Source organism: Pseudomonas sp. F2 (genome assembly GCF_057174385.1).
Genome location: NZ_CM169904.1, coordinates 610232 through 625769, shown reverse-complemented (window position 1 = coordinate 625769; position 15538 = coordinate 610232). Strand labels below are relative to the sequence as shown.

At 60.1% G+C, this 15538-nt stretch carries 14 protein-coding genes; 7 read left to right on the top strand and 7 right to left on the bottom strand.

Features of this window, described 5'->3' with window-relative positions; genetic code table 11:
• Positions 1 to 3 precede the first annotated feature (3 nt).
• A complete protein-coding gene (gudD, locus tag AC193Q_RS02630) occupies positions 4 to 1347 on the top strand; it encodes a glucarate dehydratase (RefSeq protein ID WP_483879114.1) in 1344 nt (447 codons plus the stop codon).
• 109 nt (positions 1348 to 1456) lie between these two features.
• Here the strand turns inward: gudD and AC193Q_RS02625 are convergent, their stop codons facing one another.
• Positions 1457 to 2329 (bottom strand): LysR family transcriptional regulator, encoded by an 873-nt coding sequence (locus AC193Q_RS02625; RefSeq protein ID WP_047291542.1) that lies wholly within the window; start codon positions 2327 to 2329, stop codon positions 1457 to 1459.
• Positions 2330 to 2489: 160 nt separating this feature from the next.
• Here AC193Q_RS02625 and ampC point away from each other — a divergent pair, with 160 nt between their 5' ends.
• The gene (gene ampC / locus AC193Q_RS02620) at positions 2490 to 3656 is read left to right on the top strand and encodes a class C beta-lactamase (protein WP_483879113.1); all 1167 of its coding nucleotides are present in this window, start codon (positions 2490 to 2492) and stop codon (positions 3654 to 3656) included.
• 92 nt (positions 3657 to 3748) lie between these two features.
• Here the strand turns inward: ampC and AC193Q_RS02615 are convergent, their stop codons facing one another.
• Positions 3749 to 4321 (bottom strand): DUF4174 domain-containing protein, encoded by a 573-nt coding sequence (locus tag AC193Q_RS02615; protein WP_121184679.1) that lies wholly within the window; start codon positions 4319 to 4321, stop codon positions 3749 to 3751.
• Positions 4322 to 4530: 209 nt separating this feature from the next.
• Here AC193Q_RS02615 and AC193Q_RS02610 point away from each other — a divergent pair, with 209 nt between their 5' ends.
• Positions 4531 to 5004 (top strand): GNAT family N-acetyltransferase, encoded by a 474-nt coding sequence (locus AC193Q_RS02610; protein ID WP_121184677.1) that lies wholly within the window; start codon positions 4531 to 4533, stop codon positions 5002 to 5004.
• Between the two features lie 80 nt (positions 5005 to 5084).
• Here the strand turns inward: AC193Q_RS02610 and AC193Q_RS02605 are convergent, their stop codons facing one another.
• The 3 genes from AC193Q_RS02605 to AC193Q_RS02595 form a co-directional block, all read right to left on the bottom strand.
• Positions 5085 to 5870: a sulfite exporter TauE/SafE family protein gene (locus AC193Q_RS02605; RefSeq protein ID WP_047291532.1), complete on the bottom strand. Its 786-nt coding sequence runs from the start codon at positions 5868 to 5870 to the stop codon at positions 5085 to 5087.
• Positions 5871 to 6078: 208 nt separating this feature from the next.
• Entirely contained in the window at positions 6079 to 7293 is a 1215-nt protein-coding gene (locus AC193Q_RS02600; protein ID WP_483879112.1) for an MFS transporter, read from the bottom strand.
• A 156-nt stretch (positions 7294 to 7449) separates the two neighbouring features.
• Positions 7450 to 8199 carry a hypothetical protein gene (locus AC193Q_RS02595; RefSeq protein ID WP_047291528.1) on the bottom strand — a complete coding sequence of 250 codons (750 nt, stop codon included), beginning with the start codon at positions 8197 to 8199 and terminating at the stop codon, positions 7450 to 7452.
• 358 nt (positions 8200 to 8557) lie between these two features.
• Between AC193Q_RS02595 and AC193Q_RS02590 the strand changes: the two genes are divergently transcribed.
• The 3 genes from AC193Q_RS02590 to AC193Q_RS02580 all read left to right on the top strand — a co-directional run bounded on the left by AC193Q_RS02590 (position 8558) and on the right by AC193Q_RS02580 (position 11205).
• The gene (locus AC193Q_RS02590) at positions 8558 to 9706 is read left to right on the top strand and encodes an aldose epimerase family protein (protein WP_047291526.1); all 1149 of its coding nucleotides are present in this window, start codon (positions 8558 to 8560) and stop codon (positions 9704 to 9706) included.
• Positions 9707 to 9884: 178 nt separating this feature from the next.
• Entirely contained in the window at positions 9885 to 10706 is an 822-nt protein-coding gene (locus AC193Q_RS02585) for an aldo/keto reductase (RefSeq protein ID WP_121184673.1), read from the top strand.
• Between the two features lie 28 nt (positions 10707 to 10734).
• Complete coding sequence (locus AC193Q_RS02580; protein ID WP_095667002.1) at positions 10735 to 11205, top strand: DUF1810 domain-containing protein; 471 nt, start codon at positions 10735 to 10737, stop codon at positions 11203 to 11205.
• Here the strand turns inward: AC193Q_RS02580 and AC193Q_RS02575 are convergent.
• Entirely contained in the window at positions 11170 to 13530 is a 2361-nt protein-coding gene (locus AC193Q_RS02575; RefSeq protein ID WP_183082841.1) for a DNA polymerase II, read from the bottom strand. The two genes, AC193Q_RS02580 and AC193Q_RS02575, sit on opposite strands and share 36 nt — an antisense overlap.
• Before the next feature lie 342 nt (positions 13531 to 13872).
• Between AC193Q_RS02575 and AC193Q_RS02570 the strand changes: the two genes are divergently transcribed.
• Positions 13873 to 14313 (top strand): CBS domain-containing protein, encoded by a 441-nt coding sequence (locus tag AC193Q_RS02570; RefSeq protein WP_027613875.1) that lies wholly within the window; start codon positions 13873 to 13875, stop codon positions 14311 to 14313.
• A gap of 135 nt (positions 14314 to 14448) precedes the next feature.
• Here AC193Q_RS02570 and AC193Q_RS02565 read toward each other — a convergent pair whose 3' ends face one another.
• Entirely contained in the window at positions 14449 to 15072 is a 624-nt protein-coding gene (locus tag AC193Q_RS02565; RefSeq protein ID WP_041074054.1) for a glutathione S-transferase N-terminal domain-containing protein, read from the bottom strand.
• Positions 15073 to 15538 lie beyond the last annotated feature (466 nt).

The window sequence follows — 15538 nt, the reverse complement described above, 5'->3', positions numbered from 1 at the left end:
ACCATGACTGCACACGACACCGCCAAAGCGCCGATCATCACCGCCATGCAAGTGATTCCAGTGGCCGGCCACGATGGCATGTTGCTCAACTTGAGTGGCGCCCACGGGCCGTTTTTTACCCGCAACATCGTTATTCTCAAGGACAACGCCGGGCACACCGGCGTCGGTGAAGTGCCCGGTGGCGAGCGCATCCGCCAGACGCTGGAGGATGCTCGCAGCCTGGTGCTCGGCAACCCGATCGGCAACTATCAGAAAATCCTCAATCAGGTGCGCCAGACCTTCGCCGAGCGTGATGCCGGCGGCCGTGGCCTGCAGACGTTCGACCTGCGTATCACCATACATGCGGTGACCGGACTCGAAGCCGCCCTGCTCGACTTGCTCGGCCAACACCTCGACGTACCGGTCGCGGCGCTGCTCGGCGAAGGCCAGCAGCGCGACCAAGTGAAGATGCTCGGCTATCTGTTTTACGTCGGTGACCAGCGCGAAACCAGCCTCGCCTACCGCAGCGAACCGGACGCCGATAACGACTGGTTCCGCGTCCGTCACGAGAAGGCCATGAGCGCCGAAGCGGTGGTGCGTCTGGCCGAAGCGGCCCACGCAAAATACGGTTTCAAGGATTTCAAACTCAAGGGCGGCGTGCTCAGCGGTGATGCGGAAATCGAAGCCGTGACGGCACTGGCCGAACGCTTTCCCGAGGCGCGTATCACGCTTGATCCGAACGGTGCGTGGTCACTGAAGGAAGCGATCCGCCTGTGCCGCGATCAGCATCACGTGCTGGCTTATGCCGAAGACCCTTGCGGTGCGGAAAACGGTTACTCCGGGCGTGAAGTCATGGCCGAATTTCGCCGCGCCACCGGATTAAAGACGGCGACCAACATGATCGCCACCGACTGGCGTGAAATGGGCCACGCCATTCAGTTGCAGTCGGTGGACATCCCGCTGGCCGACCCGCACTTCTGGACCATGCAAGGCTCGGTGCGTGTCGCGCAACTGTGCCACGAGTGGGGCCTGACCTGGGGCTCGCACTCCAACAACCACTTCGATATCTCTTTGGCGATGTTCACCCATGTCGCGGCCGCAGCACCGGGTGACATCACCGCCATCGACACGCACTGGATCTGGCAGGACGGCCAGCGCCTGACCCAGGCGCCGCTGCAAATTGTCGACGGTTGCGTGCAAGTGCCGCAGAAACCGGGGCTGGGCGTGGAGCTGGACATGGACCAAGTGGCCAAGGCTCATGAGCTGTATAAAGGCATGGGCCTCGGTGCGCGGGATGACAGCGTGGCGATGCAGTTTTTGCTTCCGGGGTGGACGTTCGATAACAAGCGGCCGTGCCTGGTGCGCTGATGCCTTCCCCCTTGTAGGAGCTGCCGCAGGCTGCGATCTTTTGGTCTTGATCTTCAAAAATCAAAGTCAAACGATCGCAGCCTGCGGCAGCTCCTGCAAAGGATTTGTGTCAGGCAGAGATTTGCAGCAACCAGTTTTTGAACGCACTCATCGCCACCGTCTCCGGCCGCGACTGCAAACGCGTCAGCCAATAACTGCCGGTGGTGATTTCAATCGCAAACGGCTGACGAATCACATCCGCTGCCAATTGCCGGGCGAACATCAGCGGCGGTGCCAGCGCTACGCCGCTACCCTGCAGCGCGGCCTCCATCATCGCCAGCGACGAGTCGAACACGATGCTCTGCGGCGGCGCGGCGTGGGTCGCCAGACCGGCGGCGTGAAACCACTGCGGCCATTCATCGGTGCGATACGAGCGCAGCAAACGCTGCTGCAACAGGTCACCCGGGGATTGCAACTGCCGGGCAATTTCCGGCACGCACAACACCGACAGTGGCGCATCGAGCAAGCGCGTGGCCTCGATGCCATGCCACGCCCCGGCACCGAAACGAATCGCGTAATCCAGTCCTTCGGCGGCGACATCGACCCGGTTGTTGTGAGTCGACAGTCGCAAATCTATGAGCGGATGTTTCGCCTGGAAGTCTGCCAGCCGTGGCAGCAGCCAACCGACCGCAAAGGTTCCCACGGCACCCACGGTCAACATTTCCCGATACTGACCGCCCGCCAGCCGCTCAAGCATCTGCGCGATGTGATCGAACGACGTGGTCAGCACGGGCAACAGGGTCTCGCCTTCACTGGTCAGCATCAGCCCACGGGGCAGGCGTTTGAACAGGGTGACGTTGAGTTGCGCTTCGAGGCTTTTGACCTGATGGCTCACCGCCGCCTGGGTCACGCATAACTCCACCGCGGCGCGGGTGAAGCTCAAATGACGCGCAGAAGCTTCGAAAGCGCGCAGTGCATTGAGCGGCAATTGAGGTCGAATCATGCCAATTCCCAAATTTTTCTAATGGCTCATGCGAGATTTCATCGTTTGTCGATCGCCGCCGGACTGCCTAAATTGACGGCGCTGATCAGTCGCCCAACAAGAAGATCGCCCGCAGTGTAGCGGGATATCACCCTCAACACTCATGGAGAGTGGGTCACACATGTCCTTCATCAACCCGAGAAAAGTCAATATCTGCAGCGCATTTGGCGTGATTTTCGCTGCTACCACGTGCATGGCCGCCCCCCCCAGCGACGAGCAATTGCAAGCCTTGGTAAATAAAGCCGTCACCCCGGTGATGCAGCAACAACAGGTTCCGGGCCTGGCCGTGGCTGTCACCGTCCACGGCCAACCGCATTACTTTAATTACGGCGTCGCCGCCAAGGATACCGGACAGAAAGTCAGCGAAAACACCCTGTTCGAAATCGGCTCGGTGAGTAAAACCTTTGCCGCGACCCTGGCGGGCTACGCGCAGGCCACCGGCAAACTGGACCTGTCGACCAAAGCCAGCCAGCTCTGGCCGGAACTGAAAGGCAGCGCTTTCGACAACATCAGCGTACTGCAACTGGGCACCTACAGCGCTGGTGGCCTGCCGCTGCAATTCCCTGACCCGTGGGATTCGGCAGACAAGATGCTCGGCTATTACCAACAGTGGAAACCGAGCTTCCCGGCCGGTAGCCAGCGTCTGTACTCTAACCCGAGCCTGGGCCTGTTCGGCTATCTGGCCGCCAAGACCCTTGGCCAGCCCTATGATCAGGCGATGAGTGAAACCCTGCTGCCGAAACTCGGCCTGCAACACACTTACCTACAAGTGCCGAAAGCGCAAACGAGCCTGTACGCGCAGGGCTACGACAAGAACAACCAACCGGTGCGCGTCACCCCGGGCGCGATGGATGCGCAAGCCTATGGCGTGAAAACCAGCGCCGCCGACCTGCTGCGTTACGTTCAGGCCAACCTGAAACCGACAAGCCTGGAAGCCCCACTGCAACAAGCCATCGCCAACACCCACACCGGTTACTACACCGTCGGCGACATGACCCAAGGCCTGGGTTGGGAAATGTACCGTTACCCGATCAGCCTCGACCGCTTGCTGGCCGGTAACAGTACAGAAATGGCCATGCAGCCGCACAAGGTGAAGTGGCTCAACCCGCCGCAACCGCAGGCGGATAATGTGCTGCTGAACAAAACCGGGTCTACGGGTGGCTTTGGCAGTTACGTGGCGTTTGTGCCGTCGAAGGATGTCGGCGTGGTGATTCTGGCGAACAAGAACTTTCCGATTCCGGAGCGGGTGAAGATTGCTCACACGATCCTCAGCGCTTTGACCGACTGAAAATCAAATGATCGCCGCCTGCGATCTTTTTGGCGGGCAATAAAAATGGGCGACCTGTAGAGGTCGCCCATTTTTTGATTCAGGCCATGCCGTCAATCATCCGGCATTTCCGGTGGCTTGCTCGGTTTCGCCGGTTTGCCCGCCTTGGCGCCCTTCTCGCCTTTCTTGGCTGCCGGTTCGGCGGCGGTGGCCTTGGTTTCAGCGACCGTCGGTGCGCTGATTTCCTTTTCGCTGGCCGGCAGCGCATCAACGGTGTCGAAGATTTTTTTCAGGTCCACCGACTTCGCTTCATCGCCCGAGGCCGAGAGTTTGGTCTCGCCGTCCTTGCCCAGCAGGAACACTTTCGGGTACGCCCCGGCGCCCAGCTTCAGCGAGCGCAACAGGGCCATGGTGTCCTGCTGGCCGAGATCCTTGCCGTCGAGCTGACCGGCCATATTGAGGATGGTGTAGACCTTGATGTTGCGGTCAGTCACACCTTTCTTGTTCGCCGGATCTTCCAGCGACTTTTTCAACCCCACCCACACGGGGTCGACGGTGCTTTGTGCGATCACGATCAACGGTCGGGCCCGTCCCATATCCCCGGCTATGGGCGAATCGTTGTCAGCGGCGAACAAGGGGCCGGCAATCGCCAGCAAGAGTGTCAGGGTCAGTGACCTGATGAGCATGCGCATCTCCTTTTGATATCCACGCTCTAATGATTGCGCATCGCGGCGATTGTTCCGAACCTGTGCCCGGCAAATATGTTTCGCCTTGTCAGAAGCTTAGGTCAGCCGCGTCATTGCGCAACCGCATCGGCGTAATCGTGACGCGGATTTGATTACGTTTTGTGAGCGCATTAGGCTGGCTGTTCCGCCCATGAAAAGGAGTTCAGCCCATGCACATCGACTACCTGTGCGATCACCCGCATTTGATTGAGGAACTGGCCGAACTCAATTTCAAGGAATGGGGCGAATTCCGCGACGGCGATACCCTTGAGGCTCGTACCGAACGGATGCGCGCCGCCTGCGGCAAGGGTGCGGTTCCCAGCGTGGTGGTGGCCATTGAAGACGGCCGATTGCTCGGTGGCGCGCTGCTGATCGACAGCGACATGAAGATCCGCCCGCAACTGACGCCGTGGCTGGCGGGGGTTTATGTGAAGGCCGAGGAGCGTGGACGCGGGATTGCTTCGCAACTGGTCAACAGGATCGTCGCCGAGGCGGCGACGCTGGGAGTGACTGAGTTGTATCTGTACACCGACGCTGCGCAATCGCTGTATGCGGGGTTGGGTTGGGAGGTGGTCGAGGATCTGGTCTACGAGGATTTGCCGGTGACCGTCATGAAATTCAACATCCTTCATACCCCAGTGTAGGAGCTGCCGCAGGCTGCGATCTTTTGATCTTGATCGTAAAAACGAAGATCAAAAGATCGCAGCCTGCGGCAGCTCCTACATCAGAACGCCAGTTTATAGCCGATCAACAGCAACATGGTCGCCAGACACGGGCGCAGCAATTCATCGGAAATGCGCCCGGTCAGGTGGCTGCCCAGCCAGATGCCCGGCAGCGAACCCATCAGCAGGAAACCCAGCACGCCCCAATCCATGTTGCCCATGCTCGCGTGGCCAAGACCCGCAACCAGGGTCAGCGGTACGGCATGGGCAATTTCGGTGCCGACCAGACGGCGGGTTGGCAGCAGCGGATAAAGAATGAACAACGCGACCGTGCCGAGGGCGCCGGCGCCGATCGAGGTCAGGGCGACCATGGTGCCGAGGATCAGACCGGTGACCACGGTCATTACGTTCAGGCGCGCGCCGCTCGGGTTGTAGTTGCCGCCCGCGCGGTTATGGGCGAATTCGAGCAGGCGCTTCTTGAACAGAATCGCCAGCGCGGTGGCGAACAACACCCAGCCCAAGGCTTGCTTGATGATCGCGTTCATCGCCTCGGGCGCGGTGTGCAGACTGCTGAGAAACCACAAGGTCAGGGCGACTGCCGGCACGCTGCCAAGGGTCAGCCAACCGGTGATCGCCCAATCGATGTTGTTGTTCTTCTTGTGAACTAGTACGCCACTGGATTTGGTGATGGCCGCGTACAACAGGTCAGTGCCCACCGCGGTTGCCGGGTTGATACCGAACCACAGCAGGATCGGCGTCATCAACGAACCGCCGCCGACACCGGTCATGCCGACAATAAAACCCACCACCAGCCCGGCAATGACCAGGCCGAAATTTGCCAATTCCATTAAGACGTCCAGAAAAACGACAGGAAAAATCTGGCCCGCAGCATAGCGATTTTTCATATAACCACATATATCAATGCGGTCTATCGTTATGCCCGATTCCTACATCTAACACTGTAGGAGCTGCCGGAGTCTGCGATCTTTTGATCTTGATTAAAAGACAAAATCAAAAGATCGCAGACTCCGGCAGCTCCTACAGTGGAGGTGTGGTTCAGTGCACGCGGCGGCCCGGCTTGAAACTGTGATGCCGGTTGATCCACACCGTCGCCAGTGCAATCAGCGACAGGATCAACAGCGCCCACGGAAACGACATCGCCCCCGCCTGATCCAGCAGCAACCCGCCAAACAGGCCGCCGCCGGCAATCGCCACGTTCCAAGAGGTGGTGAGCATCGCCTGCACCACGTCCACATGCTCGCCAGCCGAATCCGCCGCAGCCGTCAGCAGCAACGTCGCCGAGCCGCCGAATGACAGGCCCCACACCGCCATACAGGTGTAGATCAGCCACGGCGACGCAGACATCAACGCCAGCACCAGTGCAGTCACGGCAAATACCGCGAGGCTGATCAGGGTCAGCCAGCGCAGCCAGCGATCCACCAGCACGCCGATGATCCAGATTCCGACCAGCGAACACAGACCAAACACCAGCAGCACCAGATCGACGCGCTCGGCCAATCCGGCTTGCATCAGGAAAGGCGCAATGTAGGTGTAGAGAATGTTGTGCCCGAGCATCCAGGTCAGCACCACGAACAGCACCGGCCGCACGCCCGGCAGGCGCAATGACTGCAGCAACGGCAGGCGCTCGGCGCTGGCCTGGCCCGGACGATCAGGCACCGCCAGCACAATCCACGCCGCCAGCACCAATGCCAGCGCCGACATGATCCCGAACGACGCGCGCCAGCCGATCAGATTACCCAGCCACGTCCCCGCCGGGGTACCCAGCGACAGCGCCACCGGGGTGCCCAGCATCGCGATTGCCAACGCCCGTCCTTGCTGATGCACCGGCACGATCCCGCGGGCGTACCCGGCCATGATGCCCCACGACAGTCCTGCGGCCATCCCGGCGAGAAAGCGCGACGCGAGGGTCAGGCCGTAATGGCTGGAGAACGTGGTCACGGTGTTGAACAGCAGGAAACCGCCGACCGTCATCAGCAGCACCCGGCGCCGTGGCCAGCCCCGGGTGGCCACGGTCAACGGAATCGCCGCGACAATCGAACCCAGGGCATACAGCGTCACCAGTTGCCCGGCGAGCACTTCACTGACGCCGAGCCCGGCGCCGATCTGCGGCAGCAGCCCGGCCGGCAACGTCTCGGTGAGGATGGCAATGAAGCCGGTCATGGCGAACGCCAGCAACGCGGCGTACGGCAGTTTTTCTGTACGGGCGGCGCGGTCGATGCGGTTGAAGTCGGTGCTTGCGGAGTCGGTCATGACAGGTGCAGCTCCCTTTTGAGCTAATTTTTATTTGAAACTGTATACAACTTACACCACCAACCCCTGTAGGAGCTGCCACAGGCTGCGATCTTTTGACTTTGTTTTTTAAGATCCAGGTCAAAAGATCGCAGCCTGCGGCAGCTCCTACAGGGTTCACTGCACCGGGAGGAAATTCAGGAACAGCAGGCTCTGCGCGTAATTCAGGCCAATACGCCGGTAACGCTCATCGAGCATCTGCGTCAGCAAGTCGAGCCGCGCGACGATCTTGCCGAATTCGGTGGCGAAGCTCAGGTTGCTGCCCTCCTCCGAGATTTCATTGGAGAACAGCAGCGGCTGGCCTTCCTTGTTCTGGCGCTGGGCCAGGATCCACGTGGCTTTCTCGATGTTGCGCGCGGCGTTGTGGACGAAGGTCGGGTTGATTGCGTCGGTCATGTAGAACTCGACGCGGTTGCCATGAGCGGTGACCAGCATGCTGCCGATGGCATAGATGAAGGCGCCGACCCGATCCCCGAGAAACTCCGGACTCATCGCATAGCTGAGCGCCGCCAGATCCTTGCGCCCGCCCAAAACCGGCAACGGTTGCTGCTGCTCGACCGCCAGGCGCACCTGTTTCACCGCCGTGTTGATGTCGAGGAACCCCGACTTGCGCAGTTCTTCCGGGTTGCGCAAATACAGCTTGCCCATCAATCGATAAAGACTGTTGAGGTTGTCGCGCATCGCCAATGTGGCCATGCGGTCGACGCTGGTCTGCAGGAATTCCTGCGGTTGACCGTCACGCATCTGAGCGATGAAGCCGTTGCCGGTCTGGTGCGTGCAACCGCTGACAAACAGCGATGACAAACAAGCCAGCAGCAGACACGGGCGGCGAACAAATCGGATGATCGGGTGAAAAGCTCTCGGCATGAATTCTCGAACGGGCACATTCCTGCGCGGCGGGCGTCGCCGCATCCTGGCCATGGATAGAGCCGGCAATTGCAAAAAAGTGCAGTGGCGGATCTGCCCGGTTGATCGGCGGCGAATGAGCGCCAAGCCAATTAGTCAGTCTTTATTGTTGAAATACACGATCAATCAGCTATAAATCTTCTTCAACAACCAAAATAGATTGACTAGTTACCTGTAGGAGCTGCCGAAGGCTGCGATCTTTTAACCTTCGTTTTTAGAATCAAGATCAAAAGATCGTCCGAACGCGGCCCGAGCCTGCGGCAGCTCCTACAGGGGAATTGTGGTGTTTTCAAAACAACAACAAAAAGGAAGGTCAACCATGCTTCAATCCCGTCACCTGCTTTCCGGCCTCGGACTGTCCCTGATGATCGCCACCCTCTCCGCCAACGCAGCCGGCCTGAGCGCCGAACACAAAGCCTTTGGCAAAACCAATGACGGCACGCCCGTCGAGCAATACATCCTGCGCAACAGCCACGGCATGCAGGCGACCGTCATCACCTACGGCGCCACCTTGCAATCGCTGCTAGTACCGGACAAACACGGCAAAGCCGCTGACGTGGTGCTCGGTTTCGACGATGTTCAGGGTTACCAGAAAGGCACGGCGTATTTCGGCGCGACCATCGGCCGTTTCGGCAATCGCCTGGCCGAGGGTGCATTTGAACTCGACGGCAAGCGCTATCAAGTGCCGCAGAACGACAAGTCCAACGCCTTGCATGGCGGCACCCAGGGTTTCGACAAGAAAGTCTGGAAAGCGCAGGAAACCAAGGACAAGGATTCCGTCGGCGTGACCCTCACCTATCTGTCGGCGGACGGTGAAATGGGCTTCCCCGGCAATCTCACCACCGAAGTGACCTACCGCCTGACCGACAACAACGAGTTGCGCATCGACTACAAGGCCAGCACCGATAAACCGACGGTGCTCAACCTGACCAACCACAGCTACTTCAACCTCGCCGGTGCCGGCAATGGCGACATCCTCAAGCAGGTGGCCACCTTGCACGCCAGCCATTACACCCCGGTCACCGGCAAACTGATCCCGACCGGCGAACTGGCGCCCGTGGCCGGCACGCCGATGGACTTCACCCAGCCCACTGCCATCGGCACCCACATCAAGGCTGAACACCCGCAGCTGAAATTCGCCGAACCGAAACAGGGCGGCTTTGATTTCAACTGGGTGCTGGATACCAAAGGTGATGTGAGCAAAGTCGCCGCCGAGGTCAGCGATCCGCAATCCGGACGGCATCTGCAGCTGTTCACCAGCGAGCCGGGCGTGCAGTTCTACACCAGCAACTTCCTCGACGGCACGGTCAAAGGCAAGGGCGGCAAGGTCTATCCGCACTGGGGCGCGTTTACCCTGGAAACGCAGCACTATCCGGATGCGCCGAATCAGCCGGACTTCCCGAGCACGCGGCTGGATCCGGGGCAGACTTACAGCCATAGCGTGGTGTTGAAGTTCTCCGCGAAATAGCACCGGCCTTGTGGTGAGGGGATTTATCCCCGATGGGTTGCGCAGCAACCCTGCTTCTTGGGGGCGCTACGCGCCCATCGGGGATAAATCCCCTCGCCACAGGTTCATCGCCCTCCATTGGAACCCCTGCGCTATCCTGCTGCCCACTAAGGTATGACCATCAGCACAGGAGGTTTGAATGCGTACCCTTGAACTGGCAGGCGTGCAGGTTCCAGTGATCGGCCAAGGCACTTGGCGCATGGGCGAAGACCGCTCGGCGCACTCGCGTGAAGTGTCCGCGCTGCGCCAAGGCATCGAACTGGGCATGACCCTCATCGATACCGCAGAAATGTACGCCGAAGGCGGTGCCGAAACTGTCGTCGGCGAAGCCATCGCGGGCCTGCGCGATCAGGTGTTTCTGGTGAGCAAGGTCTATCCGCACAACGCCAGCCGCAAAGGTATCCCGCAAGCCTGCGAACGCAGTCTGCGCCGGCTCGGCACCGATTACATCGACCTCTATCTGCTGCATTGGCGCGGCCAGTATCCGCTGGAGGAAACCGTCGAAGCCTTCGAACGCCTGCGCGAGGACGGCAAGATTGGCCGTTGGGGCGTGTCGAATTTTGATGTCGATGATCTCGAAGAATTGTCTTCCCCGGCCTGTGCGACCAATCAGGTGCTGTACAACCTGGAAGAGCGCGGCGTCGAATTCGATCTGCTGCCATGGTGCCAGCAGCAACGCATGCCATTGATGGCGTACTGCCCGATCGGTCAGGGCGGTGCGATGCTGGCTGAACCGGTGCTGAACACGATTGCCACTCGTCACAAGGTAACCCCGGCACAGGTTTCACTGGCGTGGATTCTGCGTCAGGATGGTGTGATTGCGATTCCCAAGGCTGTGCGACCGGAACACGTGCAACTCAATGCACAAGCGGCGCAGTTGCAACTGGATGCCGGGGATCTGGCGGCGCTGGATCAGGTATTCAAAGCGCCACAACGCAAGCAACGGCTGGCGATGGTCTGAGTCGCTGGCCGTTGGCGAGGGCTTCGTCATGAGAAGCACTGATCAGTACGATCCGTTCAATCTGCAGCGTTTCGTCCAGGCGCAGGACCCGGTGTTCGAACGGGTTCAGCGCGAACTCGATGAGGGGCGCAAACGCAGTCACTGGATGTGGTTTGTGTTCCCGCAGTTCGCCGGGCTGGGCGGCAGCGAAATGTCCCGGCGTTACGCCATTCAATCCGCCGAAGAGGCGCAGGCCTATCTGGCCCACGATCTGCTTGGCGCACGGCTGCGCACCTGCACGCAACTGGTGCTGAACATCCGTCAGCGCTCGATAGCCGAAATTTTCGGCCACCCCGACGACCTGAAATTCCACTCCTCGATGACCCTGTTTGCGCAGTTCAGCGCCGACGACTGCCCGTTCGCTCAGGCGCTGGAGCGCTACTTCCATGGCATCCTTGACGAATGGACGTTGCAGCTACTGGACTCAAAACAGGCCCAGTTGCCCCCCGATCAGGGTTGAAAAATCGTCATCGACGAACGGCAGAATCGCATCCGCCACCGGTTGCAGCTGGCGAGTGATGTAGTGGTCGTAGTCGATGGCGGCGCGGCGCACTTCCAGCGGTTCCGGCCCGGCGAGGGTGATGACGTAACTGATCCAGCCGCCATTCTGGTACTGCCGTGGGCGACCCTGTTGCGCGTTGTAATCATCGGCCAGCCGCGCCGCCCGCACATGCGGCGGCACGTTGCGTTCGTAGTCGTCGAGGGTGCGGCGCAGGCGCTTGCGGTAGACCAGTCGTTCATCGAACTCGCCAGCCAGAGTCTTGCGCACGTAATCACGCACGTAATCCTGATACGGCCTGCGCTGGAAGATCCGTTCGTAGAGCTCCTGCTGAAATTGCCGGGCCAGCAGCGACCAGTCGGTGCGCACGGTTTCCAGGCCTTTGTAGACCATTTCTTCACTGCCGTCGGCGCGGGTCACCAGTCCGGCGTAGCGCTTCTTGCTGCCCTCCTCGGCGCCGCGAATGGTCGGCATCAGAAAGCGTTTGTAGTGAGTTTCGTACTGCAATTCGAGGGCGCTTTGCAGACCGTATGCTTCCCGCACGTGCTCGCGCCACCAGTCGTTGACGTGCTTGACCAGCGCTTGGCCGATCTGCGCCGCCTCCTCCTGACCGTGCGGCCGGCGCAGCCAGACGAAGGTCGAATCGGTGTCGCCGTAGATCACCGCATGGCCCTGCGCTTCGATGAGCTGGCGCGTGCGCAGCATGATCTCGTGGCCGCGCAGAGTAATCGACGACGCCAGACGCGTATCGAAAAACCGGCAGCCGCTGGAACCGAGCACGCCGTAGAACGCGTTCATGATGATCTTCAGCGCCTGTGACAGTGGCGCGTTGTGCTCGCGTTTGGCGGTCTCGCGACCTTCGGCGACCCGCGCGACAATCGACGGCAGGCAATGCCGGGTGCGCGAGAAACGCGCGCCGCGAAAACCCGGAACCGAATCGGCATCATCCGGGTGCTGCAAACCTTCGATCAGCCCCACCGGGTCGATCAGAAAGGTGCGGATGATCGACGGATACAGGCTCTTGTAATCGAGCACCAGCACCGACTCGTACAGCCCCGGCTGTGAATCCATGACGAAGCCGCCCGGGCTGGCCTGTGGCGGATTGGTGCCCAGGTTCGGCGCTACGAAACCCTGACGGTGCATCAGCGGCATGTACAAATGGGTAAACGCCGCCACCGAGCCGCCGCTGCGGTCCGCCGGCAGGCCAGTGACGCTGGCGCGTTCGAGCAAAAACGTCAGCAGTTCGGTTTTGGCGAAGATCCGCGTGACCAGTTCGCAGTCCTTGAGGTTGTACCTGGCCAGCGCCGGTTTGTCCTCGGCGAACATGCGGTTGATTTCGTCCATGCGCTGGTACGGGTTGTCGATCGCCTTGCCCTCGCCAAGCAAGGTCTGGGCGACGTTTTCCAGGCTGAACGAAGGGAAACTCCAGGTCGCCGAACGCAGCGATTCGATGCCGTCGATGATCAGCCGCCCCGCCGCCGAAGCAAAGAAATGCGTGCGACTGCCGTGTTCGCGCCATTGCATCTCTTCACCGCCACGGCCGATTTTCAGCGGCACGCCGAGGCGCCGCGCGTGTTCGTGGAGGACGCGCAGGTCGAACTGCACGACGTTCCAGCCGATGATCGCGTCGGGGTCGTGGAGGGCGAACCAGTCGTTGAGCTTTTTGAGAAGGACGGTGCGCGAATCGCAGTATTCGAGATCGAAGTCGACAATGCTCGCATCACCGTTCGGTGCGCCGAGCATGTACACCTGACGCTGGCCGCAGCCTTCCAGGGCAATGGAATACAGCTCGCCGGTTTCGGTAGTTTCGATGTCCAGCGATACCAGACGCAGTTGCGGTCGGTAGTTGGGGTCGGGTTTCAGTTGGGCATTGAGCAAGACGCCGCCGTCATCGGCACTGCCACTGAACAGCACCGGCGCGGTGATGAAGCGCTCCATCAGGTAGCGTTCCGGCGGGCGCACGTCGGCTTCAAAGACGTCGACCCCGGCGCGGTTGAGCGCGGTTTCCAGGCGCATCAATTGACCGTGTTGCAGGCAATACAGGCCCAGCACCGGACGATGCTCGAAATCCTGCAGGGCCAGCGGGCGCAGCTCGACATTCTTTTCATCGTGCAGCAGACGTTCGGCTGCTTCGCGTTGTGCAGCGGGGATAAACGCCACTGACGTCTGCGGCGCCAGACGCACACGGCGCGGTCCGGCGTCAGTCGCCAGCCAGAACTCGACTTCGGTGCCGGCCGGGGTGTCGCGCCAATGCCGGGTCAGGACGAAGCCCTGCTGTAAATCCACCACTGCAACCTCAGGAATTGAATCAGAGGGGCATTCTACGCTGCCATTCAGGGGATAACCCCATACCCTGTGGCGAGGGGATTCATCCCCGATGGCCTGCGTAGCGGGCCCAAAACCATCCAGTGATATGTGTCAGAAAAATCCGGCTTCATGAGTTTGGGGCTACTTCGCAGCCCATCGGGGATAAATCCCCTCACCACAAGGTTTCCCTTCGCGCAGGCTCAGGGGTAGGTATTTTCGGCAAATGACGTTTTTTGCGTGCTATCTGCCGCTTTGCCACCTTGCCCTGCGCGCCAGCGTCTACGATGCTTGGAGAACAACGACAACACCTGAGTAACCACCATGAAGACCGTCGCCCAACTGCTCAAGCTCAAAGATCAGAAAAATCAGGAAGTGCACCATATCGATCCCGGTCACATGGTGCTCGAAGCGCTGATGAAAATGGCCGAGAAAAACGTCGGGGCCTTGGTGGTGATGGAAGATGACAAAGTGGTCGGCATCATCAGTGAGCGTGATTACGCGCGCAAACTGGTGCTGCACGGGCGCTCGTCAGTGGGCACACCGGTGCGCGACATCATGGTCAAGGACGTCATCACCGTGGACACCCACCAGACCGTCGACACCTGCCTGGGCATCATGTCCGACAAACGCCTGCGCCACTTGCCGGTGGTGGAGAACGGCAAGCTGATCGGCCTGCTGTCGATCGGCGACCTGGTGAAAGAGGCGATTGCCGAACAGGCCGAGCTGATCAAGCAGCTGGAGCAGTACATTCGCGGGGAATAATCCCTCCCTCCTTTAGGAGTGAGCCCTGTGGTGAGGGGATTTATCCCCGATGGACTGCGTAGCGGTCCCAGCTTTTTTGGGGGTGCTTCGTGCCACATCGGGGATAAATCCCCTCACTACAGGATCTTGTGGTGGTCAAACCGGCCAATGCCGGGCGAAGACAGGCGCCAGCACCGGGTGCCGGTCAATGCGCTGCAACCATGCGTAGAATCCGGGGCGGGTCTGGCGCAGGTGCTCGCGACTCCCCGACCAGCGCGTCACCACCGCTGCCAGCACGTCCAGGGCGCCGGGCGTCTCATCGTCCAGGTACAACTCGGCGGAAAACTGGTCGGCAAATACTTCCCAACTCCAGTGCAAGCGCTCGCGGGCACCGGCCATCAGATTCTGTCGTGAGGCTTCGTCCGGCATCACCAGCCAGCGTTCGGGGTAATCGATGACGCCGATGGCCGCGTAGCAATTGCTCGCGATGTAGACCATGCCGCGAATCGCCTGATCGCGATCAGTGGCCTCGGCCGGCAACAGGCCGAATCCGGGAAAGCGCAGGCCCAGGTGAATCAGAATCGCCACACTCTCGGTGATCGCACTGCCATCGGGCAACTGCAGGGTCGGCACCTGTTTCAGTGGATTGAGGCGCGCCAGGGCTTCGGCCGCCTCGCTCGAAGCTTCGATATCGATGAAGCGATAGGCGATCTGGCATAACTCCAGCGCTGCTTCGATGGCTGCAGCACCCGAATTGCGATGTCCGTACAGTTGATACATGCCCCCTCCTCGATCTCGACGGATCTGTGTAGCCCTATTTATAGCGGGTGTATCGGCTTTGGCACGTTTTTCCCATGCATTCGCGACTTGCGAATTCAAACCCCGCAAAACTGCGCTGGCGGTGCCCATCCCGCACCAAGAGCAATCATCGAACGCTATCCGCGTTCTTGTAAGGTGCGATACCGGACCAAAAGTTCGCGTATCCGAACTGGCAACAAGGAGGTCACTGCGTGAATCTTCAATCGTTCTGCCGTTTCACGGCCTGTTTATACCCATCCGCGCAATGTCGAGTTCACCTGAACAGCACCGGCCACCCGCGCATTTACGTCATTACCTGAACCTGATAACCGACCACTCTGCTGGCGCTGAATAATGCGCCGACGGCAGCGTGGTATTTGTTTTTTAAATAAGACCCATGAAGTTGTTGAGCCAGCACTGAGTTAATCAGCGACTGCCAAATTGTCGA

Excerpts from the sequence above, each read along its gene's own strand:
- gudD (WP_483879114.1), top strand. The coding sequence starts at position 4 with ATGACTGCACACGACACCGCCAAAGCGCCGATCATCACCGCCATGCAA.
- AC193Q_RS02625 (WP_047291542.1), bottom strand. The coding sequence starts at position 2,329 with ATGATTCGACCTCAATTGCCGCTCAATGCACTGCGCGCTTTCGAAGCT.
- ampC (WP_483879113.1), top strand. The coding sequence starts at position 2,490 with ATGTCCTTCATCAACCCGAGAAAAGTCAATATCTGCAGCGCATTTGGC.
- AC193Q_RS02615 (WP_121184679.1), bottom strand. The coding sequence starts at position 4,321 with ATGCTCATCAGGTCACTGACCCTGACACTCTTGCTGGCGATTGCCGGC.
- AC193Q_RS02610 (WP_121184677.1), top strand. The coding sequence starts at position 4,531 with ATGCACATCGACTACCTGTGCGATCACCCGCATTTGATTGAGGAACTG.
- AC193Q_RS02605 (WP_047291532.1), bottom strand. The coding sequence starts at position 5,870 with ATGGAATTGGCAAATTTCGGCCTGGTCATTGCCGGGCTGGTGGTGGGT.
- AC193Q_RS02600 (WP_483879112.1), bottom strand. The coding sequence starts at position 7,293 with ATGACCGACTCCGCAAGCACCGACTTCAACCGCATCGACCGCGCCGCC.
- AC193Q_RS02595 (WP_047291528.1), bottom strand. The coding sequence starts at position 8,199 with ATGCCGAGAGCTTTTCACCCGATCATCCGATTTGTTCGCCGCCCGTGT.
- AC193Q_RS02590 (WP_047291526.1), top strand. The coding sequence starts at position 8,558 with ATGCTTCAATCCCGTCACCTGCTTTCCGGCCTCGGACTGTCCCTGATG.
- AC193Q_RS02585 (WP_121184673.1), top strand. The coding sequence starts at position 9,885 with ATGCGTACCCTTGAACTGGCAGGCGTGCAGGTTCCAGTGATCGGCCAA.
- AC193Q_RS02580 (WP_095667002.1), top strand. The coding sequence starts at position 10,735 with ATGAGAAGCACTGATCAGTACGATCCGTTCAATCTGCAGCGTTTCGTC.
- AC193Q_RS02570 (WP_027613875.1), top strand. The coding sequence starts at position 13,873 with ATGAAGACCGTCGCCCAACTGCTCAAGCTCAAAGATCAGAAAAATCAG.
- AC193Q_RS02565 (WP_041074054.1), bottom strand. The coding sequence starts at position 15,072 with ATGTATCAACTGTACGGACATCGCAATTCGGGTGCTGCAGCCATCGAA.